The sequence below is a fragment of the Microbacterium sp. W4I20 genome (genome assembly GCF_030816505.1).
GTDB lineage: Bacteria > Actinomycetota > Actinomycetes > Actinomycetales > Microbacteriaceae > Microbacterium.
On record NZ_JAUSYB010000001.1, the window covers coordinates 528,825 to 553,752 of the forward strand.

A 24,928-nucleotide genomic window follows, 5' to 3' on the forward strand; every position below is an offset into this window, starting at 1 on the left:
CTCCAGTCTATTCCGTCGTGTCGTCCGATTCGCGCGAAGCGGCAGCCAAGCGTGCCCCTTCGGCGGCCTTGCCCGCCTCCCTGGCCCGCTTGCGCAGGTTCTTGTCGGTGATCTCGCGATCGCCGACGGCGCCCGGGGTCCACAACTCCACGTCGTCGTCGCCGTAGCTGCTCTTCGATGCCCGTCGCTTCACCGACGGCGCCACCGCACCGGGGGCGAGACGACGAGCCGTGAGCAGAAATCCGGTATGCGCGACCATGCGGTGGTCGGGACGCACGGCGAGTCCTTCGACATGCCAGCCTCGGACCATCGTCTCGGACGCCTCGGGGTCCGTGAACAGGCCCGTGGCGCGGATGTACTCGGCCGTGCGCGACAGCTGCGTCACGGTCGCGACGTAGCAGAGGACGACTCCGCCGGGGGTCAGGGCCTCCGCCACGGCGTCGATGCACTCCCAGGGGGCGAGCATGTCGAGGACCACGCGATCGACGGTGCCGGCCGGCACGGCGTCGGGGAGCTGCTCGACCAGATCGCCGACCACCACGCTCCATGCGGTGGGATGCTCGCCGAAGAAGGTCTCCACGTTCCCCCGAGCGACATCGGCGAAGTCCTCGCGACGCTCGAACGAGAGGAGCCTCCCCTCCGAGCCGACGGCGCGCAGAAGCGACAGCGAGAGCGCACCGGATCCGACCCCGGCCTCGACGACGGTCGCTCCGGGGAAGACGTCGGCCTGCATGACGATCTGTGCCGCATCCTTCGGGTACACGATCGCGGCGCCGCGGGGCATCGACATCGCGAAATCGCGGAGCAGCGGGCGCAGAGCCAGGTAGTCGTGACCCGAGCTGTTCGGCACGACGGAACCGTCGGGAAGCCCGATGAGGTCACGGTGGCGCAGCACACCCTGATGCGTGTGCAGCTCGCCGTCCTCGCGCAGCGTCACTGTGTGCAGGCGGCCCTTGGGGCCTGTCAGCTGCACGCGATCACCGATCCGGAACGGACCGCTCGGTCGCTGGGTGTCGGTGCTGGTCATAGCGTGGCTCCCGCCGTGGTGCGGTTCGCCTCGAAGAGGTCGACGAGGTCGGCGACGCCGCGGCCGGCGAGCGTGTCCCAGAGATCGTGGGCCCCGATGCCGTCCAGCGACACGATGTGCGGAACACCGAGGGCCACGGCTCCCGACGCGATCCCGGCGCGCAGGCCGGTCGGAGAATCCTCGATCACCACGGCATCCGCGATGTCGACGTCGAGCAGCGCGGCGGCCTGCAGGTACGGCTCCGGGTGCGGCTTCGGGTTGTCGACGTCATCGCCTGCGACGACGATGTCGAAAGCCTCGAAGTCGATGAGATCGACGACGTTCAGCGCCATCCGCCGCAGCGACATGGTGACGAGCCCCGTCGGTATGCCTGCGTCCTTCAGCTCGGCGAGCAGCTCGCGGGCGCCGGGCCGGAAAGGAACACCCTGGGTGCGGAGCAGATCCTGCACGACGTCCGTCAGGTGCGACACGATCGCCTCGGGTTCCATCGCGACGCCCGCGTTCTGCAGGATGATCGCACTGTCGATCAGTCCGCTGCCGACGAGCTGCAGGGCGTCCTCGTGACTCCAGGATCCGCCGAAGGATTCGACCAGCGAGGTCTCGGCCGCCATCCAATACGGCTCGGTGTCGACGAGGGTTCCATCCATGTCCCAGAGGACTGCGCGGGGCTTTCTGCTCACTGAACCCATGCTAGCCGGGCTCCGCCCACATCCCCTCGCCGCGGACTAGCCTGGAGGGATACGTCCTCGATCTCGAAGGGAGCCCCCGATGGATGTCCTCGGTTCACGCATCATCATCGCCGCCTTCGACGGCTGGAACGACGCGGGCGAAGCAGCCAGTGGCGCCGTCGAGGCATTGCGTTCATCGGCGGAGTACGAACTCGTGCACTCCGTCGACCCCGAGCTGTACTTCGACTATCAGTACACCCGGCCGGCGACGCGGATGGATGCCGAAGGCCACCGGCAGCTGAAATGGCCGGAGGCGGGACTGTGGCGTCCGCTCGACCCGGGCCCCGGGCCCGAGTTCTGGCTTCTCACCGGCGTGGAGCCCGCACGCACCTGGCAGGCGTTCGCCGCCGAGTTCATCGACATCGCCCTGCGCGACGACATCACCGGACTCGTGACGATGGGCGCGATGCTGGCGGACGTGCCGCATACGCGTCCTATCTCGATCTTCGCCTCCAGCCAGAACGAGCAGGTGCGCGAGGCGCACGACCTCGAGCGCTCCCTCTACGAAGGTCCGGTCGGCATACTCAGCGTGTTCGAGCACTTCGCCGAGAGCGCCGGCATCCCGACAGCGGGCCTGTGGGCGAGCGTTCCGCACTACGTCGCGTCGGCGACGCCCTCGCCGAAGGTCACGCTCGCTCTGCTGGACCGGCTCGAGGAGCTCACCGGCGTCGACGTCGATCGTCAGCGCCTGCGCACTGAGGCGGCCGCGTGGGAGGCGTCCATCGACGCTGCGGCATCCGAGGACGAGGACATGGCGGAGTACATCCACCAACTCGAGCGCACGCGCGACACCTGGGACTCCCCCGAGGCATCGGGCGACGCCATCGCCCAGGCGTTCGAGCGCTACCTGCGTCGCCGAGGCGACGCCCCCGGCGACCACAAGCGCTGACGCCCCCGGCTCGGCTCGGCCTCGAGCCTCGGCTCAGGCGGCGATGACGCCGGTGCCGAGCAGCACGAGCAGCACGGTGCCGAGCAGGATGCGATAGATCACGAACGGCAGGAAGCTGCGCTTCGAGATGAAGTTCATGAAGAACGCGATCACGCCGAGCGCGACCACGAAGGCGATGCCGGTGGCGGCGAGGGTGTCTCCGAACGAGAAGAACGACGGCTCACCCCAGCTCTTGAACACCTGGTAGAAGCCGCTGCCGAAGACGGCGGGAATGGCGAGCAGGAACGCGTAGCGCGCGGCAGCCGCGCGCTCGTAGCCCAGGAAGAGGCCCATGGTGATGGTGCCGCCCGAACGGGAGACGCCGGGAATCAGGGCGAGCGCCTGCGCGAAGCCGAACGCGATGCCGTGCGGGTAGGTGAGGTCGCCGAGCTTCCGGCGCTTGGCGCCGACGTGGTCGGCGATGCCGAGCAGTATCCCGAACGCGATGAGCATGATCGCGACGATCCACAGCGAGCGGAACACGGTCTCGATCTGGTCCTGGAAGAGGAGGCCGAGCACGACGATCGGGATGCTGCCGATGATGATCATCCAGCCCATCCGGGCGTCGGGATCGGAGCGCGGCGCCTTGCCGACGAGCGACCGACACCACTGCGTGATGATGCGCACGATGTCCCGCCAGAAGAACACGACGACGGCCGCCTCGGTGCCGATCTGCGTGATGGCGGTGAAGGCCGCTCCGGGGTCCTCCCCCGACGGCAGGAAGGTGCCGAGGATGCGCAGGTGCGCGCTCGAGGAGATGGGCAGGAACTCGGTGAGTCCCTGGACGATGCCGAGGATCAGCGCTTCGAGCAGGTGCATGGAGGGGCCTTCTGGTGAGTGGACAGCGCGGGAGCGACGGGCTCAGTACGTACGCAGCAGATCGGCCAGCACGCGCTGGCCGAAGACAAGCGATTCTACGGGCACGCGCTCGTCGACTCCGTGGAACATCCCGGTGAAGTCGAGGTCGGCGGGAAGTCGCAGCGGCGCGAATCCGTAGCCCGTGATGTCGAGCGACGCCAGCGCCTTGTTGTCGGTCCCGGCGCCGAGGAGGTACGGGATGACCGGCACTCCGGGGTCGTGGCGGCCGATGCTCGCCACCATCGCCTCGACCAGCTCGCCCTCGAAGGGAGTCTCCATGCCGATGTCGCGCACCACCGTCTCGATGACGATCTCGTCGCCGACGATCTGCTGCAGCTCGGCCAGCACATCGTCTTCGGTCCCGGGGATGACCCGCACGTCGATGAGCGCCTCGGCCCGCTCGGGGATCACGTTGTGCTTGTAGCCGGCGCTCAGCGCGGTCGGATTCGTCGTGGTGCGGAACGTCGAGCGCAGGAAGGCCTCCGCGGGGCCCGCTGCGGCGGCGAGAGCATCCGGATCGTCCGTGCTGCGTCCGGTGAGCGCGCCGAGCCCCTCGAGCAGCGCGGTGGTGGTCGGGGTGAGGCGGATCGGCCAGCGGGTCCGTCCGATCGCCGCCACGGCCTCGGCGAGCTTGGTCACCGCGTTGTCGTCGTGCAGGCGGCTCCCATGCCCCGCTCGCCCCTTCGCCACCAGACGGATCCAGATGAGGGCCTTCTCGCCGACCTGGAGCAGATACGCGCGCCGGTCGTCCACGGTGATGGAGTATCCGCCGACCTCGCTGATCGCCGCCGTCGCGCCCGCGAACCATTCGGGCCGGTCCTGCACGACCAGCGCCGAGCCCTCCACGCCGCCGTTCTCCTCGTCGGCGAAGAAGGCCAGCACCAGATCGCGCTCCGGCTGCTCCCCCGCGCGCAGGATCTCCGCCACCGCGGTGAGGATCATCGCGTTCATGTTCTTCATGTCGACGGCGCCGCGGCCCCAGAGCATCCCGTCCTGCACGAGGCCAGCGAACGGGTCGACGGTCCAGTCCTCCGCCATCGCCGGGACGACGTCGAGGTGACCGTGCACGACCAGTGCGGGCTTGTCCCTGTCGCGGCCGGGGACGCGGGCCATCACGTTGGTGCGGCGCGGTATCGGTTCGTAGTACTCGACGTCCAGCCCGAGGCCCTCCAGGTAGGCGCCCACGTACTCCGCGGCCTCCCGCTCCCCCTCGGCTCTGCCGCCGCCGAAGTTCGACGTGTCGAAGCGGATGAGGTCGCTCGCGATGCGAACGACCTCCGGCAGTGAAGGATCGATCATGCCCTCAGGCTACCCAAAGGGCGTGCCACGCCCGGGCGTCACGCTCGGTTCGAGCGGCGTCTCAGAACGTGCTAATCTCATTCTTCGGTCGGCAACGATCATCCAACACCTGCGCGGGTGGCGGAATGGTAGACGCGCTACGTTGAGGTCGTAGTGCCCGTAAGGGCGTGGGGGTTCAAGTCCCCCTCCGCGCACAAGAACAAGAGGCGGTCCCGAGAGGGACCGCCTCTTGCGTTTGCGGTCAGGCGACGCCCACTCCGAACAGCAGGCCGAGTGCATACGTGACGGCGGCGGCGCCGAAGCCGATGGCCAGTTGACGGAGCGCACGGCGGAGCGGCGGACCGCCGGAGAGGACACCCACCATCGCACCGGTGCTCAGCAAGGCCACTCCGACGAGCACGAGGGCGACGATCACCGCGGTTGCACCCTGGAGGCCGAAGATCCACGGCAGCACCGGGATGATCGCGCCGGAGGCGAACAGCAGGAAGCTGGAGATGGCGGCCGTCCAGTCGCTGCCGACGATGTCGTGGTCCCCGCCCGGCACGGTCACTGGACCCGTCGCGGCACGCCGCGCGCCGGCCTTGGCAGCCTCGACGATGCGGTGTGCGCGTTCGAGTGCTTCCGTCTGATCCATTCCTCTGGCTCGGAACACGAGGGCGAGCTCGTTCTCGTCGATGTCGAGATCGCCGGCGGCGTCCGCGGCATCCTCGTTCGCCTCGGTCGCCGCCAGCAGCTCGCGCTGGGAGCGCACGGACACGAACTCGCCCGCACCCATCGAGAGCGCACCGGCCAGCAGCCCGGCGATGCCGCTGAAGAGCACGAACCCGGAGCTCACCCCCGTCGCGCCGATGCCGAGCACGAGGGCGAGGTTGCTCACCAGGCCGTCGTTGGCGCCGAAGACCGCCGCACGGAACGATCCGGACAGACGACGCCGGCCACGGGCCGCGAGGCCCCGCACCACCTCGTAGTGGATCTTCTCGTCCGCCCGCATCGCCGGTGTCGCATACTGCTCGGAGTCGTAGGGCGAACGGGCCTCCGCGCTCTGCGCGAGCGCGAGCACGAAGATCGATCCGAACCGGCCGGCCATCCAGCCGAGCAGACGCGAACGGATGCCCGCGCGGGGCAGCCGGGACGGCTCCCCGTCGAGGAGGTCGAGCCAGTGCTGCTCGTGCCGCCGTTCCGCATCTGCGAGACGCAACAGGATATCCCTCTCCTCGCCCGTGCGCCGTGCGGCGAGCTTCTGGTATACCGAACCCTCGGCACGCTCCTCGACCAGGTAGCGCGCCCAGCGGCGACGGTCGGCAGCGGTGGGCTCGGCTGCAGCGGGGGCTGTCATGGATCCTCCAGATGTCACGATGTCCGACGCGCGGACAACCGTTCCACGCTAGCCCGGCGGGCTTGCCCGATCGCACGGAAGCCACGGATTGCCAGCATTTCGGGGATCCGAACCCGCCGAGGTCTCACCTGGCCGAGGAGTCGGGCGCCCGACGTCAGGAGCGCACGCGCTTGCGGAGCACCTCGATGCGGGACTGCAGCTGTGTCACCGTGGCCTGAGCCACCGCGGGTCCGCCGCAGATGCGCCGGAGCTCGGCGTGCACGGCACCGTGCGGCTCGCCCTTCTGACGCGCGTACAGGCCCACGAGACTGTTCAGGAGCTGGCGCTGCTCCTTGAGCGTGCGGTGGAGAGGCGCAGGGAGGGTCGTCGTCTCTGTCGGGCTCGCCGAGGCCTCGCGAGCCTCGCGCAGTCGGGACTGGCGGCTCTGACGCTGCATGAGGAGCTCGTGCACGTGCTCCGGCTCGAGGAGACCGGGAAATCCGATGAATTCCTCCTCTTCGGGCGTGCCGGGTTCGGCGAGCTGCCCGAACTCCTGCCCTTCGAAGACCACGCGGTCGAAATGGGCGACCGACTCGAGCGCCTGATAGCTGAACTCCTGCGTCAGGGCGTCGGACGCGTCGTCCTCGCGATTGGCGCTGTCGAGCAGGGAGTCCTCGAGGCCGTCGTCGTCCTGGGACTGCCGGTCGAGCGCATGATCGCGCTGCTTGTCCATCTCGCCCGCGAGCCCCATCAGGACCGGAACCTGCGGCAGGAAGACGCTCGCGGCCTCGCCTCGACGTCGAGCCCGCACGAACCGGCCGATGGCCTGGGCGAAGAACAGCGGTGTCGACGACGACGTGGCGTACACGCCGACCGCGAGCCGCGGCACGTCGACGCCCTCCGACACCATGCGGACCGCCACCATCCAGCGCGCGTCGCTCGCGCTGAACTTCTCGATCCGCTCCGAGGCCGTCGCGTCGTCGGACAGGACGACAGTGGGCTGCTGGCCGCTGATGCTGTGCAGGATCTTGGCGTAGGCGCGGGCGACGGTCTGATCCGTCGCGAGCACCAGTCCCCCGGCATCCGGAACATGGTGGCGGATCTCGGTCAGGCGACGGTCGGCGGCCGACAGCACCGCAGGCATCCACTGCCCCTCGGGATCGAGGGCCGTCCGCCATGCCTGCGACGTGACGTCCTTCGTGTTGTCCTGCCCGAGATGCGTCTCGAGCTCGTCGCCCGCGGTCGTCCGCCACCGCATCTTGCCCGCGTACATGTGGAACAGCACCGGGCGCACGACGCCGTCGGCGAGTGCCCGGCCATAGCCGTAGTTGTAGTCGGTGCGCGAGATGCGCGCACCGGAGTCGTCGGGGTGGTACTCCACGAACGGGATCGGCGCGGTGTCGCTGCGGAACGGCGTACCCGACAGGAGCAGGCGGCGCTTCGCGGGACCGTAGGCATCGCGGATCGCATCGCCCCAGCTCAGGGCGTCGCCGCCGTGGTGCACCTCGTCGAGGATGACGAGGGTCTTCGCGTCTTCGGTCAGGTGCCGGTGGACGGAGGATTTCGCCGCGACCTGCGCGTAGGTCACCACGGCCCCGTGATAGTGCCGCGCCGGGGCCCAGTCGCTGTTGCGGAAGCGGGGGTCGAGACGGATGTGCACGCGAGCTGCGGCATCGGCCCACTGCGTCTTGAGGTGCTCGGTCGGCGCGACCACGATGATGCGGTTGACCTCGCCTGTGCGCATCAGCTCGACCGCCAGGGTGAGTGCGAACGTGGTTTTCCCGGCACCCGGCGTGGCGGCGACGAGGAAGTCGCGCTGATCGGCCTCGAAGTAGCGCTCCAGGGCCTCCTGCTGCCAGGCGCGCAGCTTGCTGGCGGTTCCCCACGGGGCGCGCTGGGGAAAGGACGGAGAGAGCATCGGCTCCACGATAATCGCTCCGTCGGACATCGGCGCACGCCGGTCGAGGTGTCGTACGGCGGAGTAGGCTCGGTCACTGCGATGCGGCCACCGCCGCGCGCGACTGTTCGCGAAGGAGAGCTGGATGACCGACCAGGATTCGACTCGGACCCCCGACTCCGACAACCCCACCGTCCACCCCTGGCGCCGCTTCGTCGCCATCGGGGATTCGTTCACCGAAGGCATCGGCGACCCCGATCCCGCGTCGCCAGGGCAGCACCGTGGATGGGCCGACCGCGTCGCCGATGTCCTCGGGCAGCAGGTCGACGACTTCGCCTACGCGAATCTCGCCGTACGCGGAAAGCTGATCTCGCAGATCGTCGCGGATCAGATCGAGCCCGCAGTCGCCTTACACCCCGACCTCGTGTCGATCTGCGCGGGCGGCAACGACGTGATCCGCCCCGGCACCGATCCGGACGCCATCGCCGCGCAGCTGGAGGATGCCGTGACCCGGCTCTCCTCCACGGGAGCCACCATCCTGCTCTTCACCGGGCTCGACACCGGCTTCACCCCGGTCTTCCGCGCTTTCCGCGGCAAGGTCGCGATCTACAACGAGAACGTGCGGGCGATCGCCGAACGCCACGACTGCATCGTCGCGGACCAGTGGGCGCTCAAGGTCGTCCAGGACATGCGGTTCTTCGACGACGACCGTCTGCACTACAACGCGCTCGGGCATCACGAGGTCGCGCGCATGGCGCTGCGCGCGCTCAACGTGCCGAACGACCTCGAGGCCATGCAGCCGGAGCCGTTCCCCGTGCGTACCTGGCGCGAGGCGCGATCCGAGGACTTCGGCTGGGCGCGCGAGCACCTGGTGCCGTGGGTGCTGCGTCGGCTGCGGCACCAGTCGTCCGGAGACCACGTCGCGGCGAAGCGCCCCGACCCCTCCCCCGTGTTCCGGCACGAGCAGGACTGAGCGACACCCCTGCTGAGTCCCTCAGCGCTTCAGCGCCCAGAGCGCGACGGCCGCCGCAGAGGCCACATTGAGCGAGTCGACGCCGCCGGACATCGGGATCGTGACGACGTGGTCGGCGCTGTCGATGGTGGCGTGCGACAGCCCGTCACCCTCCGACCCCATCACGAGCGCGACACGCTCCGGACGATCTGCGGCGTAGGCATCGAGCGTCATCGCATCCTCGGAGAGCGCCAGGGCCGCGATGTCGAAACCGGCCGCATGCAGGTCGGCCACGGCTTCGTCCCACTCATCGATACGCGCCCACGGCACCTGGAAGACGGTGCCCATGCTCACCCGGACACTGCGCCGGTAGAGCGGATCCGCTCCGCCGGGTGACACCAGCACGGCGTCGGCCCCGAGACCGGCGGCCGCGCGGAAGGCGGCGCCGACGTTCGTGTGGTCCCCGATGTTCTCCAGGATCAGCACCAGACGGGCACCTTCGAGGAGGTCGCGCACGGCCGGCAGCTCGGGACGGTGCATCGACGCGATGGTCCCCCGGTGCACGGCGAAGCCGGTGACCGCCTCGGCCACCTCGTCGGGCACGACGTAGACCGGGACGTCGAGATCGCCGACGATCGCCCGGATGTCGTCGATCCGGCGCTCCTGCACGAGCACCGAGCGCGGTCGATGACCGGCCGCGACCGCACGCGCGATGACCTTCGTCGATTCCGCGATGTACAGACCGCCGGACGGCTCGCGCATCGTGCGGAGCGCCGTGTCGGTGAGCCCCCGGTAGTCGTCGAGACGGGGGTCGGCCGCATCGGGCACGAAGAGGATTTCCACGAGCACCACTCTGCCACCCGACGACCGACGCACGGCGCGACCCACCCCCGCCGCACGCCGTAGACTCCTTCGGGGAGGTCCTGTGAGCGCGTCGAGCACTGCTGAGCTGTCGGCCAGCATCGCCCACGCCGCAGACCTGCTGCGCGGCAAGCGGATCGCCCTCCTGACCGGCGCCGGCATCTCGACCGACTCCGGCATCCCCGCGTATCGCGGAGAAGGTGCCAGGACCCGCAGCGATCCGATGACGATCCAGACGTACCTCGGCGACGAGGCCGCCCGGCGCCGCTACTGGGTCGGCGGGCACCTCGGCTGGAAGGCGTTCGCTCGCGCAGCGCCGAACCCCGGGCACACCGCTCTCGCCGAGCTCGAATCCGCTGGCACCGTCTCCGGCGTGATCACCCAGAACGTCGACGGCCTCCATCTGCGCGCGGGCAGCTCCCACGTGATCGAGGTGCACGGGACGATGCGTCGCGTGCTCTGCCTGCACTGCGGTCAGGTCTTCGACCGCCGCGATATCGCCGTGCAGATCGAGGAGCTCAACCCCTGGATCAGCGTTCCGGAGAACGTGGCCCTCAACCCCGACGGCGACGTGCTGCCGGAGAGCACCGACGGGTTCCTGATCCCGACGTGCACCGTGTGCGGCGGGATGCTGAAGCCCGATGTCGTCTTCTTCGGCGAGTACGTGCCGCAGGATCGCTTCCGCGCCGCAGAGTCCCTGCTGCGCTCCAGCTCAGCGCTCATCGTCGCAGGGTCCTCGCTCGTGGTGAACTCCGGCGTGCGACTCGTCGAACGCGCCCGCCGTCGCAGCATCCCCCTGATCATCGTCAACCGCGAGCCGACCCGCGCGGACGCCTGGGCGCATCTCACCATCGCCGCCGGCACCAGCGACGTGCTCCCCGCCCTCCAGGAACTGCTCTCGTGACACTCATCACCCTCGTCCGCCACGGCCAGACCGACTGGAATCTCGATCGGCGCATCCAGGGCTCGACCGACATCCCGCTGAATGAGAAGGGACGCGCTGACGCGCATCGGGCCGCCGCGCACCTCGGAGCGTCCGCCCACGACGCGATCTACACGAGCCCGCTGCTGCGCGCGAGGGAGACCGCCGAGATCATCGCCGCGGAACTCGGGCTCGAACTCACCGGGATCGTGGCCGATGTCCGCGAGCGCGAGTTCGGCGACGGCGAGGGCATGCTCGTCGACGACTACATCGCGAAATACGGCGACTGGCACGCCGAGGTCCCCGGTGCGGAGTCGCTCCACGAGGTCGGCGCCCGCGCGATCTCCGCTCTCGATGCGATCGCCCGGGAGTCGCGGCGAAGGTCCACGCCGCGCGCGGAGTCGGTCCTCGTGGTCGCGCACGGCGGCGTCATCCGCGCGATCATCGATCAGGTCTCCGGAGGGACGCTCCCCCGCGACGGCGAGGTCATCGCGAACGGCTCGGCGCACCGGTTCGAGGCATCCCCCGGCTCGCTGCGACTCCTCGAGGAATCGTTCGTCCTCTGATGCACCCCGCGTGATCCGTCGCCGCGATCAGTTGGCGCGCGCGACGACCGACCGTGCGTGACGGAGGACCGGCTCGTCGACCATCCGTCCTTCGAACCGGAACACGCCGCGTTCGTTCTCGGCTGCTGCGAGCACGGCGCGTGCCCAGGCGACGGCCGCCTCGTCCGGCCGATACGCCGCGCGAATGACCTCGACCTGATTCGGATGGATGCACGCGGTGGCACGGAAGCCCGACGCCGCAGCATCCACCGCCTCCGCCTCGAGACCCGCCGCGTCACCGAGGTCGATGTGCACGGCGTCGATCGCGGCTTTCCCGTGCGCCCCCGACTCGATCAGCACTCGCGAGCGGGCATACCGGGCGACGTCGCGATAGACACCGGCGCTGTCGCGTGAGGAGGTGCCGCCGAGCGAGGCGACAAGGTCCTCCGCACCCCACATCATCGCGGAGACGAGCGGATGTGCCGCGATCCGGTCGGCCGCATGGATTCCTCGGGCCGTCTCGCAGAGCGCGATCAGGGAGAAGCCCTCGTCGAACGCAGCGAGGCTCTCGGCGCTCTCGGTCTTCGCGACCATCACCGTCCGGAAGGCGGTCTGCGCCACGGCCGCGAGGTCGGCGCGGAAGTGTTCGCTGTCCGGCGCGTTCACGCGGACGATCACCCGAGCCGGATCGAGGTCAGCATCGATCACGTTCGCGCGCGCCGCCGCCTTGGCAGTCGGGAGCACCGCGTCCTCGAGGTCGAGGATCACGGCATCCGCCCTCTCCAGCGCCTTCTCGAAGCGCTCCGGACGGTCGGCCGGGCAGAAGAGCAGCGCCGGCCCCAGGTCGAACGCGGTCATGCGGCACCCTCCGGAAGGCAATGCACGAGGACCGTCCTCGCGGCGGTCGCGACGACGACGCCATCCTGATTGCGACCGGTGTGAGCGAGCTGCACCACGCCCTGGCCCGGACGAGACGAGGACAGGCGCTTCTCGACGATGACGCTCTCGGTGTAGAGGGTGTCGCCGGCGAAGAGCGGATGCGGGAACGCGATGTCCCCGAGTCCCAGCTGCGCGACCAGGGTGCCCTGGGTGAGCTGCGCCACCGAGGCCCCGACCATGGTCGACAGCGTCCACATCGAGTTCATCAGGCGCGCCCGGAACGGCTCCTGTGCGTCGGCGAACGCCGCATCGAGGTGCAGGGCCTGCGTGTTCATCGTCAGCGTCGTGAACAGCACGTTGTCCGCCTCGGTGGCCGTGCGGCCCGGGCGATGCAGATAGCGCGCTCCCGCCTCGAACTCTTCGAAATAGAGACCTCGCTGAATGATGTCCGGCACGTCGCCCACGCTAGCCGACGAGCCCGAGACCGCGGGCGATGATGAGCAGCTGCACCTCGGTGGTCCCCTCGCCGATCTCGAGGATCTTCGAGTCGCGGTAGTGGCGCGCCACGGGGAACTCGTTCATGAAGCCGTTGCCGCCGAAGATCTGAGTCGCGTCCCTCGCGTTGTCCATCGCGGCCTCGCCGGCGACGAGCTTGGCGATCGCGGCCTCCTCTGCGAACGGCTTCCCCGCGTCACGGAGCCGCGCGGCGTGGTGCCAGGCGAGGCGGGCGGTGTGCACGCGGGCGCGCATCCGCGCCAGGGTGAACTGGGCGTTCTGGCGTGTGCTCAAGGCGCTGCCGAAGATCGTGCGGCTCTTCGCGTAGTCGACGGCGGCCTCCAGGCATCCCTCTGCGGCTCCGGCCGAGAGTGCCGCGATCGCGATCCGGCCCTCGTCGAGGATGTTGAGGAAGTTCTTGAAGCCGCGCCCGCGCTCGCCCACCAGGTTGGCGGCCGGCACGCGTGCGCCCTGGAACGTCAGCGGATGGGTGTCCGAGGCGTTCCAGCCGACCTTGTCGTAGGGAGCCTCCACCGTGAACCCGGGCGTGCCGTTCGGGACGATGATCGTCGAGATCTCCTTGCGGCCGTTCGCCACCCCCGTGACAGCCGTGACCGTGACGAAACGCGTGATCGGCGTGCCGGAGTTGGTGATGAACTGCTTGGAGCCGTCGATCACCCACTCGTCGCCCTCGAGGCGTGCGGTGGTGCGCGTGGCGCCGGCGTCGCTGCCGGCCTCGGGTTCGGTCAGGCCGAAACCGGCGAGAGCGCGTCCGGCGAGGAGATCGGGAAGCAGCTCCTGCCGCTGCTCCTCGGTACCGAAGCGGTAGATCGGCATCGCGCCGAGGCTCACGCCCGCCTCCAGCGTGATGGCGATGGACTGGTCGACGCGGCCGAGGGCCTCGATCGCGATGCCCAGTGCCATGTAGTCGCCGCCCTGCCCGCCGTACTCCTCCGGGAACGGCAGACCGAAGAGACCCAGATCGCCCATCTGCGCGACCACGTCCATCGACAGCGTGTGCGTGCGGTCGGCCTCGTAGGACTGCGGCGCGACGACCGTCTCGGCGAACTCCCGCACCATCGCGGCGAGCTCGCGCTCCTCCTCGGACAGATCTTCCATCATCAGTTCTCCTCCGTCGTCACGCGGGCGACCGGTTGGTCGCGCCGCACCTGATCGCCCGCAGCGACCAACAGGTGCACCACGCCGTCGTGCGGCGCCAGCACCTGATGCTCCATCTTCATCGCCTCGATCGCCACGAGCGGGGCGCCCGCCGCGACGGTCGCCCCGTCCTCGACGTGCACCGCCACGACGTTCCCCGGCATCGGGGCTCGCGCCTCGGGTTCGGTCGCCGCCGCGCCGCGGTCCAGCGCATCGAGCCTGCGCCGCATCCGCTGGCGTCGACTCAGCGGACGAAGGCGCGCGGTGCGACCCTCCTCCGTGACCCAGACGGCGCCGTCGGCATCGGCGGCGGCGCGGAGTCGGGAGGCTTGTGCGCGCGTGTCGTCGCCGCTCAGCTCCACCACGTCGTCCTCGTCCGTGAGGAAGGCGACCGGCGCCCCCGTCACGGAGCGGGCCCCGAGTCGCCAGCCGGGGCGCTCGCGCCACAGGGGGCTCGTCCGCAGAGGCTCCGCTGACGACGGCAGGCTCGCGTGCGCCGCGGCGATCATCGCCGCCGAGGGTTCTGCCGCGTGAACGGGCAGGAGCGTCTCGATGAGACCGGTGTCGAGGTCTCCGGCGACCACCCGCGCGTCACGGCAGAGCTGCCGCAGGAACGCGATGTTGGTGTCGACGCCGAGCACGACCGTGCGGGATAGCGCGTCATCGAGTCGTCTCAGGGCCGTCGCGCGGTCGTCGGCGTAGGCGATGACCTTCGCGATCATGGGGTCGTAGAAACCGGTCACCTCGCTCCCGGTCTCGACCGCGGCGTCCACGCGGACTCCGGTCGGAGGCTCGAACAGGAGCACGGTGCCCGTGGACGGGAGGAATCCGCGCTCCGGCGACTCGGCATAGACGCGGGCCTCGACCGCGTGTCCGCGGATGGTCGGCGACACATCCAGCGCGCGACCCGCGGCCACTCGGAGCTGGAGGGCGACCAGATCGAGCCCGGTGACCTCCTCTGTGACGGGATGCTCGACCTGGAGGCGCGTGTTCATCTCGATGAAGAACACCTCCTCGGGAGCATCCGCATCGATGAGGAACTCCACGGTTCCGGCCCCGACGTAGGCGACGCTCTCCCCCGCTTGCACGGCAGCGGCGAGAAGGCGCTCGCGTGTAGCCACCGGGATCCCCGCGGACGGGGCCTCCTCGAGCACCTTCTGATGGCGCCGCTGCAGCGTGCACTCCCGCTCGCCGAGTGCGATCACCGTGCCGTGGGCATCGCCGAAAACCTGCACCTCGATATGACGGGGGCGGCGGATCAGACGCTCCAGGATGAGCGAGTCGTCGCCGAACGCCGATCCGGCCACCCGGCGGGCCGAGGCCAGCGCACTGCGGAGACCGGATGCGTCGGTGACGACCTCCATGCCCTTGCCACCGCCACCGGCGCTGGGCTTGACCAGGAGCGGGTATCCGACGGCGTCCGCCTCCTCCGCGATCTCGCCGTCCGAGAGCCCCTTGGCGTCGAACCCCGGAACGACAGGAACGCCGTACCGCACCACGTGCTCGCGTGCTCGCGCCTTGTCGCCCATGATCTGCAGCGCCTCGATCGAGGGCCCGATGAAGACGATTCCGCTCTCCGCGCAGGCTTCGGCGAGGCCGACGCTCTCCGAGAGGAACCCGTAACCGGGATGGACGGCCTGCGCACCCGTGTGCCGAGCCGCGGCGATCACGGCGTCGATGTCGAGGTACGACTCGGCCGCCGGCGCCGGCCCGATGCGCACGGCGACGTCGGCTTCCCGCACGTGGGGCGCTGCGGCATCCGCATCGCTGTAGACGGCGACGCTGCGGATGCCGAGATCGCGGAGCGTGCGGATGACGCGGCGTGCGATCTCCCCGCGGTTCGCGACGAGGACGGTGTGGAATCCGTCGTCGGCGTTCGAGAGTGACTCTGAGGGTTCGATGATCGACATGGCTCTCACATCCGGAAGACGCCGAAGCGCGGCTCGGGCAGCGGACTGCGGGCGACGACGTCGAGGGCGAGTCCCAGGAGATCGCGGGTCTGGGCGGGATCGACGATTCCGTCGTCCCAGAGCCGGGCGGTCGCGTAATACGGCTCGCCCTGCTGTTCGTACTGCTCGCGGATCGGCGCCTCGAAGGACGCTCGATCCTCGCCGCTCCAGGACTCGCCGCGAGCTGCCAGCTGATCCTCCTTGACCGTCGCGAGCACGGAGGCCGCCTGAGCGCCGCCCATGACCGAGATCCGGCTGGCAGGCCAGGTCCAGAGGAATCGCGGCGAATAGGCGCGGCCGCACATCGAGTAGTTGCCCGCACCGAAGGACCCGCCGATGATGACCGTGAGCTTCGGGACGCGGGTGCTCGCGACGGCGGTGACCATCTTGGCGCCGTCCTTGGCGATGCCTCCTGCCTCGGCATCCGATCCGACCATGAAGCCGGTGATGTTCTGCAGGAACAGCAGCGGGATGCCGCGCTGATCGCAGAGTTCGATGAAGTGCGCGCCCTTCTGCGCGGACTCGCTGAACAGCACGCCGTTGTTCGCGACGATGCCGACCGGGTGCCCGTGCAGCCGTGCGAATCCGGTCACGAGCGTGGTGCCGTACTCGGACTTGAACTCGTGGAAGCTGTCACCGTCGACGAGGCGGGCGATGACCTCGCGGACGTCGTAGCCCTCGTTCACATCGACCGGCACGACGTCGTACAGCGAGGACTGCTCCGCCGGCGGGCGGCTGTCGAGCACCTCCCAGGCGGGGGCCTGTGGCAGGGGCAGTGTGGCCACGATGTCGCGGAGGATCTCCAGCGCGTGCTCGTCGTCGTCGGCGAGGTGGTCGACGACGCCGCTGCGCCGTGCGTGCAACTCACCTCCGCCCAGCTCCTCGGCGGTCACGATCTCGCCGATCGCCGCTTTGACGAGCGGGGGTCCGCCGAGGAAGATCGTGCCCTGCCCGCGTACGATGACGGTCTCGTCGCTCATCGCCGGAACGTAGGCCCCGCCGGCCGTGCACGACCCGAGGACGGCGGCCAGCTGCGGGATGCCCGCTGCGGACATCCGCGCCTGATTGAAGAAGATCCGGCCGAAGTGCTCGCGATCGGGGAACACCTCGTCCTGTCTCGGCAGGAAGGCACCGCCGGAGTCGACGAGGTAGAGGCAGGGCAGCCGGTTCTCGAGAGCGACCTCCTGGGCCCGCAGGTGCTTCTTCACCGTGAGCGGCAGGTAGGTCCCCCCTTTGACGGTCGCATCGTTGCACACGACCATGACGTGACGGCCGTGGACCAGCCCGATTCCGGCGATGACTCCGGCACCCGGCGCCTCTCCCCCATACAGGCCTTCGGCGGCGAGTGGCGCGACCTCGAGGAGGGGGCTGCCCTCGTCGAGGACACGTGCCACGCGGTCCCGCGGCAGCAGCTTCCCGCGCGCCACATGGCGGTCTCGGGACGCCTGCGGTCCGCCGAGCGCGGCCGTCGCGAGGCGCTCCCGCAGCTCGTGTGCGAGCGACTCCTGGGTTGCCGGCATCGCGATGTCCTCCTCGACTCACGGTCGCGCCGACGGATGGTCTGGCGCGTTGCACGCTTTCTCGGTTAGTGTTCACTAACCCGTTGATTCAGGTTAGCGAGGATTAACTGAGATGACAACCCCGGTGACCGCTCGAGACCGCGCCAAGGCCGAACGCTCCGACGCGATCTTGCGCGCCGCAGCGCGCCTGTTCGCCGAGCGCGGCTACACCGGCGTGAGCCTCGAGGACATCGGTGCCGCCGTCGGCGTCTCAGGGCCTGCCGTCTACCGCCACTTCGCCGGCAAGCAGGCGCTGCTGGGTGCCGTGCTGGTGAAGGTCAGCCACGACCTCATCGACGGCGGCGAGAAGGTGTCGCTCGGCACGACCACCGCTGATGAGCGGATGCGGGCGCTGATCCGCTTTCACGTGGACTTCGCCCTCGGCAACGCCGAGGTCATCCAGGTGCAGGACCGCGACGTGGCGCACCTCTCCGAGGCCGATCGCGCGGAGGTCCGCCGCCTGCAGCGCAGCTACATCGAGCTGTGGATGGACGCGCTGACGGCGCTCCCCCCTGCCGCCGCAGACGAGCGGTCCGCCGTCGATCGCGACGAACTCCGCCTTCGGGTGCAGGCGTGCTTCGGGCTCATCAACTCCACGCCGCACAGCACCAGGGCCGCCTCGCGTCGGCATGCCGCCACCGCGAGCGTGCTCGTCGCGATGGCGAATGCCGCGCTGCGGGCGCCTAGCTGAACAACATCGCGCGGCCGGGCTCGGCCAGGATGTCGGCGACGTCCTTCAGGAAGCGTGCTCCCTCCGCGCCGTCCACCAGACGGTGATCGAACGACAGGCTGAGCGTCATCACCTGCCGCAGAGCGATCTCTCCCCGGTACTCCCACGGCTGCCGACGCACGGCGCCGACCGCGAGGATGCCGGACTGCCCCGGCGGGAGGATCGGCGTTCCCGCTTCGACGCCGAAGACGCCGATGTTGGAGATCGAGAACGTGCCGCCCGCGAGCTCCGCCGGAGAGGTCCTTCCCGATCGCGCCGTCTCGGCCAGCGACTTGAGCGCACCGGAGAGATCGACGAGGTTCATCCGCTCCGCACCGCGGATGTTCGGCACGATGAGCCCGCGGTCGGTCGCGGCGGCGATGCCGAGATCGACGTAATGGTGCTGCACGATCTCGCCCGCCGCTTCGTCCCAGCGCGCGTTCAGCCCCGGGGCGCGTCCGAGCGCGAGGCACACGGCCTTGGCGATCACTGCGAGGGGGCCGATCCGGTGTTCGGAGAGCGACCGATCCTCGCGCAGCGTGGCGAGGAGATCCATCATCGCGGTCACGTCGACCGTGTGGAAGACCGTGACGTGGGGTGCGGTGAACGCACTCTGCACCATCGCGGCCGCCGTGTGCTTGCGGACACCGCGGATCGGGATGCGCGTCTCGCGGGGGGCGTCACCTGCGGCGGCGAAGAGCCCTGCGGGCGATGCCGGCGCCGTCTCGGACTCCGCGGCCGGAGCAACGGCTGCCGAGAAAGCCGCACCGACGCGTTCCGCATAAGCGTCGACGTCGTTCCGGGTGATCAGGCAGTCACCGACCTCGGCCGCGACGAGCACGAGGTCGATGCCGAGACGCTTCGCGTGCGCGCGCACCGGCGGCGTGGACCGCGGGCGCTCGATGACCGTCTCGGTGTTGACCGACGGCGACGCGTCGTGCGGCGCCGCCTCGAGCACGGCCGTGTCGGCCGCCGCACTGCTCGATCCGGCGCGGCGCGCGCGCCGCGCCGGTCGGCCGGTGGAACTCGGTGCGGCGCCGTAGCCGACGAGGTTGGGCTGCGCCTTCTCTCCCGCCTCATCCGGGACGACCGGCTCATCCTCACCCTCGACGTCGAACTCGATCAGAGGGGCCCCGACGGCGACCGTCTCGCCGGCATCCGCATGGAGGGTGGAGACCGTGCCCGCGTAGGGCGACGGCAACTCGACGATGGCCTTCGCCGTCTCGACCTCCGCGAGCGTCTGGTTCAGCGCGACCGTGTCTCCCGGCGCGACGAGCCACTGGACGACCTCGGCTTCGGTGAGTCCTTCACCGAGATCGGGCAGGCGGAATTCGGCGTTCATACGTCTGCTCCCGTCAGGCTGTTCGGTCGGTCGAGCACGCGGTCGACCGCGTCGAGGAGGCGATCGAGGTCCGGCAGGTGGTACTTCTCGAGCTTCGCGGGCGGGTAAGGGATGTCATGCCCTGTCACGCGGAGAGGGGCGGATTCGAGGTACTCGAAGCAGCGCTCGGTGATGCTCGCGATCACCTCGGCCGCGACCCCGGCCTCGCGCGACGCCTCGTGCGCGACGACGACTCGGCCGGTCTTACGCACCGACGCCGCCACGGAGTCATAGTCGACCGGGGACAGCGACCGGAGATCGATGACCTCGAGAGAGATGCCCTCGTCCTCCGCGGCGTCCGCCGCCTGGAGCGCGGTCGTGACCATCGCGCCGTAGGTGATCAGGGTGGCATCCGTTCCCGGACGCACCACGCGGGCGAGCCCCATCGGCGGCGCATCGGCCAGCGACCCCTCGAGGTCAACGTCACCCTTGTGGTGGTAGAGGCGCTTCGGCTCGAAGAAGACGACCGGGTCGTCGGAAGCGATCGCCTGGCGGAGGCTGCGATAGGCGTCCTCGGGGTTCGAGACCGCGACGACCCGAAGACCGGCGGTGTGCACGAAGTACGCCTCCGGGGATTCGGAGTGGTGCTCCGCCGCGCCGATGCCCCCGGCCCACGGGATGCGGATCGTGATCGGCATCTTCACACGCCCCTGCGTGCGGTAGTGGAGCTTGGCGACCTGGGCGACGATCTGGTCGAACGCCGGGTAGACGAATCCGTCGAACTGGATCTCCACGACCGGCCGGTAGCCGCGGAACGCCAGTCCCACCGCCATGCCGACGATTCCCGACTCCGCCAACGGGGTGTCGATCACCCGGGCCGCACCGAACTCCTCCAGCAGCCCGTCGGTGATGCGGAAGACGCCGCCGAGCTTGCCGATGTCCTCGCCGAGCAGCACGACCTTGTCGTCGTCGCGCATCGCCTGGCGGAGCCCTGCGCCGAGGGCCTTGCCGAGAGTCACTTCAGTCATCGTCATGCCGCCCCTTCGAACGAAGCGAGGTAGGCGGCGTACTCGCCGCGCTGGCGATCGAGGCCCGTGTGGGGTTCGGCGTAGACACCGTCGAAGACCGCCATCGGTGCGCGGGTCTCCATGCCGAGGCAGGCCGCGCGCATCTCCTTGGCGACGAGATCAGCCGCCGCCTGCGTCTCCGAGATGTGCTCCTCGGTCAGCTCGCCTGCGGCGCGGAGGTACTCCTCCAGTCGGGCGATCGGGTCGCGGCGGCGCCACGATTCGAGCTCGGCCTCGTCCCGGTAGCGCGTGGGGTCATCGGCGGTGGTGTGGGGACCCATGCGGTAGGTGACCGCCTCGATGTACGCCGGGCCGCGACCGGCACGCGCGTGATCGAGCGCCCAGCGCATCGCCGCCATGCAGGCGAGTACATCGTTGCCGTCCACACGAAGGCTCGGGATGCCGAATCCGGGCGCCCGGCCGGCGATCGGATACTGCGACTGGAGGGCGACCGGCTCGGAGATCGCCCAGTGGTTGTTCTGACAGACGAAGACGACCGGAGCCTGGTACGAGGAGGCGAAGATCATGGCCTCGTTCACGTCGCCCTGGCTTGTGGCGCCGTCTCCGAAGTAGGTCACGGCGACCTCGTCGGCCCCTTCGTGACGGATGCCGAGTGCATAGCCGACCGCGTGCAGGGTCTGCGCGCCGATGATGATCTGCAGCGGGGCGACACGGAGCGTCTCGGGATCGTGTCCTGCGCCTTCTTCGCCGCGCCACATGCGCACGTAATCTCCGGGTTCGGCGCCCCGCGCGTAGATGACCCCGGTCTCGCGGTAGCTGGGGAACACGTAGTCCTGAGGGGCGATCGCGCGGGCGGTCCCGATCTGCGTTGCCTCCTGCCCTTGGCAGGGCGCCCACAGTCCGAGCTGTCCTTGACGCTGGAGCGCGACGCCCTCGGCATCGATGCGGCGGAGGATGATCATGTCGCGATGCAGGGAGCGCAGCTGCGCCGCGTCGACGTCGGCGACGAAGGGGTCCAGCCGTGAGTTGGCGCGGCGGGAGCCGTCCGGGGCCAGGATGCGCTCGGCAAGCTCCAGATCCTGGGCGGTGTCTGCGATGGGCGTGATCTGCGGCGACATCATCGTCCTCCTCGTGCTCGGCGGCCCTCGTGGGGCGCTCGCGCTGACTCCGGCGTCATCACCGGCATGGTCTGAGGCTACGTCTGCTCAACACCTCGCTCAAGCAATTGGAAAGCGCTTGAGCATGTTGCTCAATTTTGGGGGATCCGGGCCTGCTAGGGTTTGGCACTATGCCTGGACTGGACCGCATCGATCTCGAGCTGCTCGCCGCGCTCGCTGACGATCCCCGCATCACCATCGTCGCTCTCGCAGAGAATCTGAAGCTCTCGCGCAACACGATCCAAGCGCGGATGGCGCGCCTCGAGCAGACCGGGGTCTTCCTCTCCTACGAGCGGTCGTTCTCGCCTGACGTGCTCGGCTTCCCGTTGCAGGCGTTCGTGAACATCGGCGTACGGCAGCCCGAGCTGCCCCGCATCATCAATGAGCTCGCGAGGATTCCCGAAGTCGTCCAGGCCCACGGGCTGAGCGGCTCTATCGATCTCCTGGCGCGTGTCGCCTGCCGCGATGCGCGGCACCTGTTCGATACGGATGCCCGGATCCTCTCCATCGAGGGTGTCGAGCGCACCGAGACCTCTCTCGCCATGGGCGAGGTCATCCCGTTCCGGGTGGCAGGGCTCATCGGCCTCGCGCGACGGGAATCCTGAGGAAACGGCGCACCGCACCGGCCGCCTCGGCCGGGGTCTCGTAGTGGATCAGGTGCCCGACGTGGGCGATCTCGACCAGAACAGCATCGCTGAAGAGCGTGGCGAGGGTGCGTTCCGCCTCGATCGGCGTGATGTCGTCGCGCTCCGCCGCGACGAGCAGGGTGGGAACGTCGATGTCCGCGGCGAACTCCCGCACGTCGTGCGAGACGCTCGCCACGAAGGCGTCGCGCAGTACATTTCGATCGGAGAACCGTGAGAAGTACGTGTCGTGCTGGTCGTGGATGAAGCGTCGGAGCGCCGGATCCTTCGTCTTCGCCATCGTGATGCTCATGACACGCACGATCAGACCGTTGCGCAGCAACGCGGTTCCCAACCGCTCGGGCAGACGCGCGCCGAGGGCGTAGTACAGCACGGCGAGCCGCGTCATCAGGCCCTTGGGTCCCTCGAGTGCCGGCGCCCCGATGGGGTTCAGCAGGATCAGGCGCGGAGTCGTGAGCCCGCCGGCAACGGCCGCCGCGGTGACGATGGATCCGAACGAGTGACCCAGGATGACCGCACCCGGAGCGACTGAGGCCGCGAAGTCGGTGAGCCAGCCGGAGTACTCGTCGAGGTCGTGTGTGCGGCCGGGCAGGGGCTCCGACTCGCCGAAGCCCGGAAGGTCGGGCGCGATCACCCGAGCCTCGGGGAGGAAGGCCAGCACCGGTTCGAGCCCGTGATGCTCACCGCGAAAGCCGTGCACGGCGACGATCGTCGTCGCGGCATCCGAGGGGCCGTACTCCCAGTACACGGTCGTCCCACCGCGCACTTCGACCTCGTGCCGTCGCACCGGCAGGCGTCGGAGACGGTCGGCGTACGGCGAGGGCGCGGTCATCCCCCGAGTCTACGAGCCTCCGCTCTGCTCACCCTCAATGTCCGACGGCCGCTCTACCGTGGTGTTATGTCACCCGGTCCCGCGCTCCCCGCCTGGCTCACTCGCGTCGCCGTGTTCGATCTGGAGACGACCGGCGTCGACGTCACGACCGATCGAGTCGTCTCGGCGCACGTCGGTGTCCTCGACGCGGACGGCTGGGAGATCGCGGCACGTTCCTGGCTCGCCGACCCGGGTGTCCCCATCCCCGAAGGCGCGACGGCCGTGCACGGCATCACGACCGAGTTCGCCGCGGGCAACGGCCGTCCGGCTCGGGAGGTCGTCGCCGAGGTCACAGCGGCTCTGCGGTCGCTGCTCGTCCAAGGCGTACCGGTCGTCGCGTACAACGCGGCCTACGACTTCTCGCTGCTCGCGCACGAGGCGGCGAGGCATGGCATCGAGCCGCTCGTCGATCCCTCACCTGTCATCGATCCTCTGATCATCGACAAGGCTTACGACCGCTATCGTCGCGGCAAACGCACGCTCGAGGTCGTCGCCGAACACTACGCGGTCCCCCTCGAGGGAGCTCACGAAGCCTCGGCCGACGCGATCGCCGCAGGCCGGGTCGCTCAGGCGCTCGCCCGCCAGTTCTCGCTTCCGCCGACGCTGACCGAGCTGCACACCCGTCAGATCGGCTGGGCGAGGTCGCAGGCGGCGAGCCTGACCGAGTACTTCGTCAGCATCGGTCGACTCGAGCCCGAGGAGACGCTGGACGGCAGCTGGCCGGTGCGGCCGTCCCCGCCGACGGGTTCGCACTGAGCATCCGATCCGGCAGTGTCCGTGGCGTGGGATAGAGTCCGAAGGATGCCCGCTTTCACGCGCCGGTGAGGAGAAGTCGGTCGATGCAGTTCACGTCCCGGGATGTCGCCGAGGTGCAGTCCACCTGGCAGCAGTTCGTTCCTTCTGCAGCGCTGCAGAAGATCGACCCGCATCGCTTCCGCTTCGACTGGCGATCGGCTGATCTCGGCAGCGCGACGCTCGTCCGGTACGACCTGGCCGCGCAGGTGCACTCCCTGGCCGAACCGCAGGACCAGCTCCTCGTCTGTCGCGTGGACGCGCCCGACGCCCAGGTGTGGTCGGGACGCGATGCCCTCGACGCCAAGACGCCCTGGCTCTCCGACGGCTCCCAGGTACAGGCGCGCTGGAACCAGGGTGCGCGCGTCCGTGCGCTCGTGTTCGATCTCGCCGCCGCCGAGGCGCGCGCCCAGCAGCTCATCGGCGACGACTCACTCCGACTGCGATCGACCGGGCTGTCGCCGCACTCGGCCGCCGCAGCCGAGCAGTGGGAGAAGATGTTCGACTACCTGGATTCGTCGCTCGGCGACGAGGCCGGGGACCAGCGCATCCTCGTGTCCGAGTTCGAACGTCATGCGCTGATGACAACCCTCGCGACCTTCCCGACGTCGCTCAGTGACGCGCTTCGCCGTCCCACGCAACGTGCGGGCGCCCCCGCGACGGTGCGCCGGGCTCTCGCCTACATCGACGAGAACGCGCACCTGCCGATCACGATCGACGATGTCGCCGTCGCTGCGTACATCTCGACTCGGGGCCTTCAGTACGCCTTCCGTCGGGCCCTCGACATCACCCCGACCGAGGCCCTCCGGCGGGCTCGTCTCGACGGCGCTCGTCGAGATCTCGAGAGCGGCGAGCATCACTCGGTGCGGGCCGTCGCCCGGCGCTGGGGCTTCGCCCACCCGTCTCGCTTCGCAGCCGCCTACCGTTCGACCTACGGTGTCGCGCCGACGGCAACCCGCGACAGTGCACAAGTGGTGACACCAGGCGAAGAGCCTGTTCGCACGTAACGGCGGGTCACGCCCGAGTGAACGGCA

The 24,928-nt window shown here is 69.6% G+C and carries 24 protein-coding genes and 1 tRNA gene; 9 read left to right on the forward strand and 16 right to left on the reverse strand.

What is annotated here, in order from left to right; genetic code table 11:
• Positions 1–7: 7 nt before the first annotated feature.
• Both QFZ21_RS02585 and QFZ21_RS02590 read right to left on the reverse strand, forming a co-directional pair.
• Complete coding sequence (locus tag QFZ21_RS02585; protein WP_307374133.1) at positions 8–1,027, reverse strand: tRNA (adenine-N1)-methyltransferase; 1,020 nt, start codon at positions 1,025–1,027, stop codon at positions 8–10.
• On the reverse strand, positions 1,024–1,716 hold the full coding sequence (locus QFZ21_RS02590) for an HAD family hydrolase (RefSeq protein WP_373425990.1): 693 nt from the start codon (positions 1,714–1,716) through the stop codon (positions 1,024–1,026). The genes QFZ21_RS02585 and QFZ21_RS02590 overlap by 4 nt, the downstream gene beginning before the upstream one ends.
• A gap of 79 nt (positions 1,717–1,795) precedes the next feature.
• On the opposite strand from QFZ21_RS02590, the gene QFZ21_RS02595 reads away from it, so the two are divergent.
• Positions 1,796–2,644: a PAC2 family protein gene (locus QFZ21_RS02595; protein ID WP_307374135.1), complete on the forward strand. Its 849-nt coding sequence runs from the start codon at positions 1,796–1,798 to the stop codon at positions 2,642–2,644.
• A 33-nt stretch (positions 2,645–2,677) separates the two neighbouring features.
• Here QFZ21_RS02595 and QFZ21_RS02600 read toward each other — a convergent pair whose 3' ends face one another.
• Positions 2,678–3,502: an undecaprenyl-diphosphate phosphatase gene (locus tag QFZ21_RS02600; protein ID WP_307374136.1), complete on the reverse strand. Its 825-nt coding sequence runs from the start codon at positions 3,500–3,502 to the stop codon at positions 2,678–2,680.
• Between the two features lie 42 nt (positions 3,503–3,544).
• A complete protein-coding gene (locus QFZ21_RS02605) occupies positions 3,545–4,840 on the reverse strand; it encodes a M20/M25/M40 family metallo-hydrolase (RefSeq protein WP_307374139.1) in 1,296 nt (431 codons plus the stop codon).
• A 111-nt stretch (positions 4,841–4,951) separates the two neighbouring features.
• Here QFZ21_RS02605 and QFZ21_RS02610 point away from each other — a divergent pair.
• A tRNA-Leu gene (locus QFZ21_RS02610) sits at positions 4,952–5,034 on the forward strand.
• Positions 5,035–5,081: 47 nt separating this feature from the next.
• On the opposite strand, the gene QFZ21_RS02615 is transcribed toward QFZ21_RS02610, so the two are convergent.
• Both QFZ21_RS02615 and QFZ21_RS02620 read right to left on the reverse strand, forming a co-directional pair.
• Positions 5,082–6,176, reverse strand: a complete 1,095-nt coding sequence (locus QFZ21_RS02615) for a VIT1/CCC1 family protein (RefSeq protein ID WP_307374141.1) — start codon at positions 6,174–6,176, stop codon at positions 5,082–5,084.
• Between the two features lie 154 nt (positions 6,177–6,330).
• Positions 6,331–8,073 (reverse strand): DEAD/DEAH box helicase, encoded by a 1,743-nt coding sequence (locus tag QFZ21_RS02620; protein WP_307374144.1) that lies wholly within the window; start codon positions 8,071–8,073, stop codon positions 6,331–6,333.
• A gap of 124 nt (positions 8,074–8,197) precedes the next feature.
• Here QFZ21_RS02620 and QFZ21_RS02625 point away from each other — a divergent pair, with 124 nt between their 5' ends.
• The gene (locus QFZ21_RS02625) at positions 8,198–9,025 is read left to right on the forward strand and encodes an SGNH/GDSL hydrolase family protein (protein WP_307374147.1); all 828 of its coding nucleotides are present in this window, start codon (positions 8,198–8,200) and stop codon (positions 9,023–9,025) included.
• Positions 9,026–9,046: 21 nt separating this feature from the next.
• Here QFZ21_RS02625 and QFZ21_RS02630 read toward each other — a convergent pair whose 3' ends face one another.
• Positions 9,047–9,847, reverse strand: coding sequence for an RNA methyltransferase (locus tag QFZ21_RS02630; RefSeq protein ID WP_307374149.1), 801 nt, complete (start codon positions 9,845–9,847; stop codon positions 9,047–9,049).
• A gap of 82 nt (positions 9,848–9,929) precedes the next feature.
• Here QFZ21_RS02630 and QFZ21_RS02635 point away from each other — a divergent pair, with 82 nt between their 5' ends.
• A complete protein-coding gene (locus QFZ21_RS02635; RefSeq protein ID WP_307374151.1) occupies positions 9,930–10,769 on the forward strand; it encodes a Sir2 family NAD-dependent protein deacetylase in 840 nt (279 codons plus the stop codon).
• A complete protein-coding gene (locus QFZ21_RS02640; RefSeq protein WP_307374154.1) occupies positions 10,766–11,353 on the forward strand; it encodes a histidine phosphatase family protein in 588 nt (195 codons plus the stop codon). Before QFZ21_RS02635 ends, QFZ21_RS02640 begins: the two co-directional genes overlap by 4 nt.
• A 27-nt stretch (positions 11,354–11,380) precedes the next feature.
• On the opposite strand, the gene QFZ21_RS02645 is transcribed toward QFZ21_RS02640, so the two are convergent.
• The 5 genes from QFZ21_RS02645 to QFZ21_RS02665 are packed head-to-tail and all read right to left on the reverse strand — an operon-like array spanning position 11,381 to position 17,333.
• Positions 11,381–12,190 carry a CoA ester lyase gene (locus tag QFZ21_RS02645; protein ID WP_307374157.1) on the reverse strand — a complete coding sequence of 270 codons (810 nt, stop codon included), beginning with the start codon at positions 12,188–12,190 and terminating at the stop codon, positions 11,381–11,383.
• Positions 12,187–12,666, reverse strand: a complete 480-nt coding sequence (locus QFZ21_RS02650; RefSeq protein WP_307374160.1) for a MaoC family dehydratase — start codon at positions 12,664–12,666, stop codon at positions 12,187–12,189. Before QFZ21_RS02650 ends, QFZ21_RS02645 begins: the two co-directional genes overlap by 4 nt.
• Positions 12,667–12,676: 10 nt before the next feature.
• The gene (locus QFZ21_RS02655; protein ID WP_307381185.1) at positions 12,677–13,825 is read right to left on the reverse strand and encodes an acyl-CoA dehydrogenase family protein; all 1,149 of its coding nucleotides are present in this window, start codon (positions 13,823–13,825) and stop codon (positions 12,677–12,679) included.
• Between the two features lie 2 nt (positions 13,826–13,827).
• A complete protein-coding gene (locus tag QFZ21_RS02660) occupies positions 13,828–15,774 on the reverse strand; it encodes a biotin carboxylase N-terminal domain-containing protein (RefSeq protein ID WP_307374163.1) in 1,947 nt (648 codons plus the stop codon).
• Between the two features lie 5 nt (positions 15,775–15,779).
• The gene (locus QFZ21_RS02665) at positions 15,780–17,333 is read right to left on the reverse strand and encodes a carboxyl transferase domain-containing protein (RefSeq protein ID WP_307374165.1); all 1,554 of its coding nucleotides are present in this window, start codon (positions 17,331–17,333) and stop codon (positions 15,780–15,782) included.
• A gap of 112 nt (positions 17,334–17,445) precedes the next feature.
• Between QFZ21_RS02665 and QFZ21_RS02670 the strand changes: the two genes are divergently transcribed.
• A complete protein-coding gene (locus QFZ21_RS02670; RefSeq protein ID WP_307374168.1) occupies positions 17,446–18,063 on the forward strand; it encodes a TetR/AcrR family transcriptional regulator in 618 nt (205 codons plus the stop codon).
• Here QFZ21_RS02670 and QFZ21_RS02675 read toward each other — a convergent pair.
• Genes QFZ21_RS02675 through pdhA form a run of 3 tightly spaced genes read right to left on the reverse strand, consistent with a single transcriptional unit; the run spans position 18,056 to position 21,548 of the window.
• Entirely contained in the window at positions 18,056–19,423 is a 1,368-nt protein-coding gene (locus QFZ21_RS02675; protein WP_307374171.1) for a dihydrolipoamide acetyltransferase family protein, read from the reverse strand. The two genes, QFZ21_RS02670 and QFZ21_RS02675, sit on opposite strands and share 8 nt — an antisense overlap.
• Complete coding sequence (locus QFZ21_RS02680; protein ID WP_307381187.1) at positions 19,420–20,430, reverse strand: alpha-ketoacid dehydrogenase subunit beta; 1,011 nt, start codon at positions 20,428–20,430, stop codon at positions 19,420–19,422. Before QFZ21_RS02680 ends, QFZ21_RS02675 begins: the two co-directional genes overlap by 4 nt.
• 2 nt (positions 20,431–20,432) lie before the next feature.
• Positions 20,433–21,548: a pyruvate dehydrogenase (acetyl-transferring) E1 component subunit alpha gene (gene pdhA, locus QFZ21_RS02685; protein WP_307381188.1), complete on the reverse strand. Its 1,116-nt coding sequence runs from the start codon at positions 21,546–21,548 to the stop codon at positions 20,433–20,435.
• Between the two features lie 170 nt (positions 21,549–21,718).
• Between pdhA and QFZ21_RS02690 the strand changes: the two genes are divergently transcribed.
• Positions 21,719–22,192, forward strand: a complete 474-nt coding sequence (locus QFZ21_RS02690; RefSeq protein ID WP_307374174.1) for an Lrp/AsnC family transcriptional regulator — start codon at positions 21,719–21,721, stop codon at positions 22,190–22,192.
• Here QFZ21_RS02690 and QFZ21_RS02695 read toward each other — a convergent pair.
• Positions 22,164–23,063: an alpha/beta fold hydrolase gene (locus QFZ21_RS02695; RefSeq protein ID WP_307374176.1), complete on the reverse strand. Its 900-nt coding sequence runs from the start codon at positions 23,061–23,063 to the stop codon at positions 22,164–22,166. The genes QFZ21_RS02690 and QFZ21_RS02695 overlap by 29 nt on opposite strands.
• Before the next feature lie 66 nt (positions 23,064–23,129).
• Here QFZ21_RS02695 and QFZ21_RS02700 point away from each other — a divergent pair, with 66 nt between their 5' ends.
• Both QFZ21_RS02700 and QFZ21_RS02705 read left to right on the forward strand, forming a co-directional pair.
• Positions 23,130–23,858, forward strand: a complete 729-nt coding sequence (locus QFZ21_RS02700) for a 3'-5' exonuclease (RefSeq protein ID WP_307374178.1) — start codon at positions 23,130–23,132, stop codon at positions 23,856–23,858.
• 83 nt (positions 23,859–23,941) lie between these two features.
• Positions 23,942–24,901: a helix-turn-helix transcriptional regulator gene (locus tag QFZ21_RS02705; protein ID WP_307374179.1), complete on the forward strand. Its 960-nt coding sequence runs from the start codon at positions 23,942–23,944 to the stop codon at positions 24,899–24,901.
• Positions 24,902–24,928: the final 27 nt, after the last annotated feature.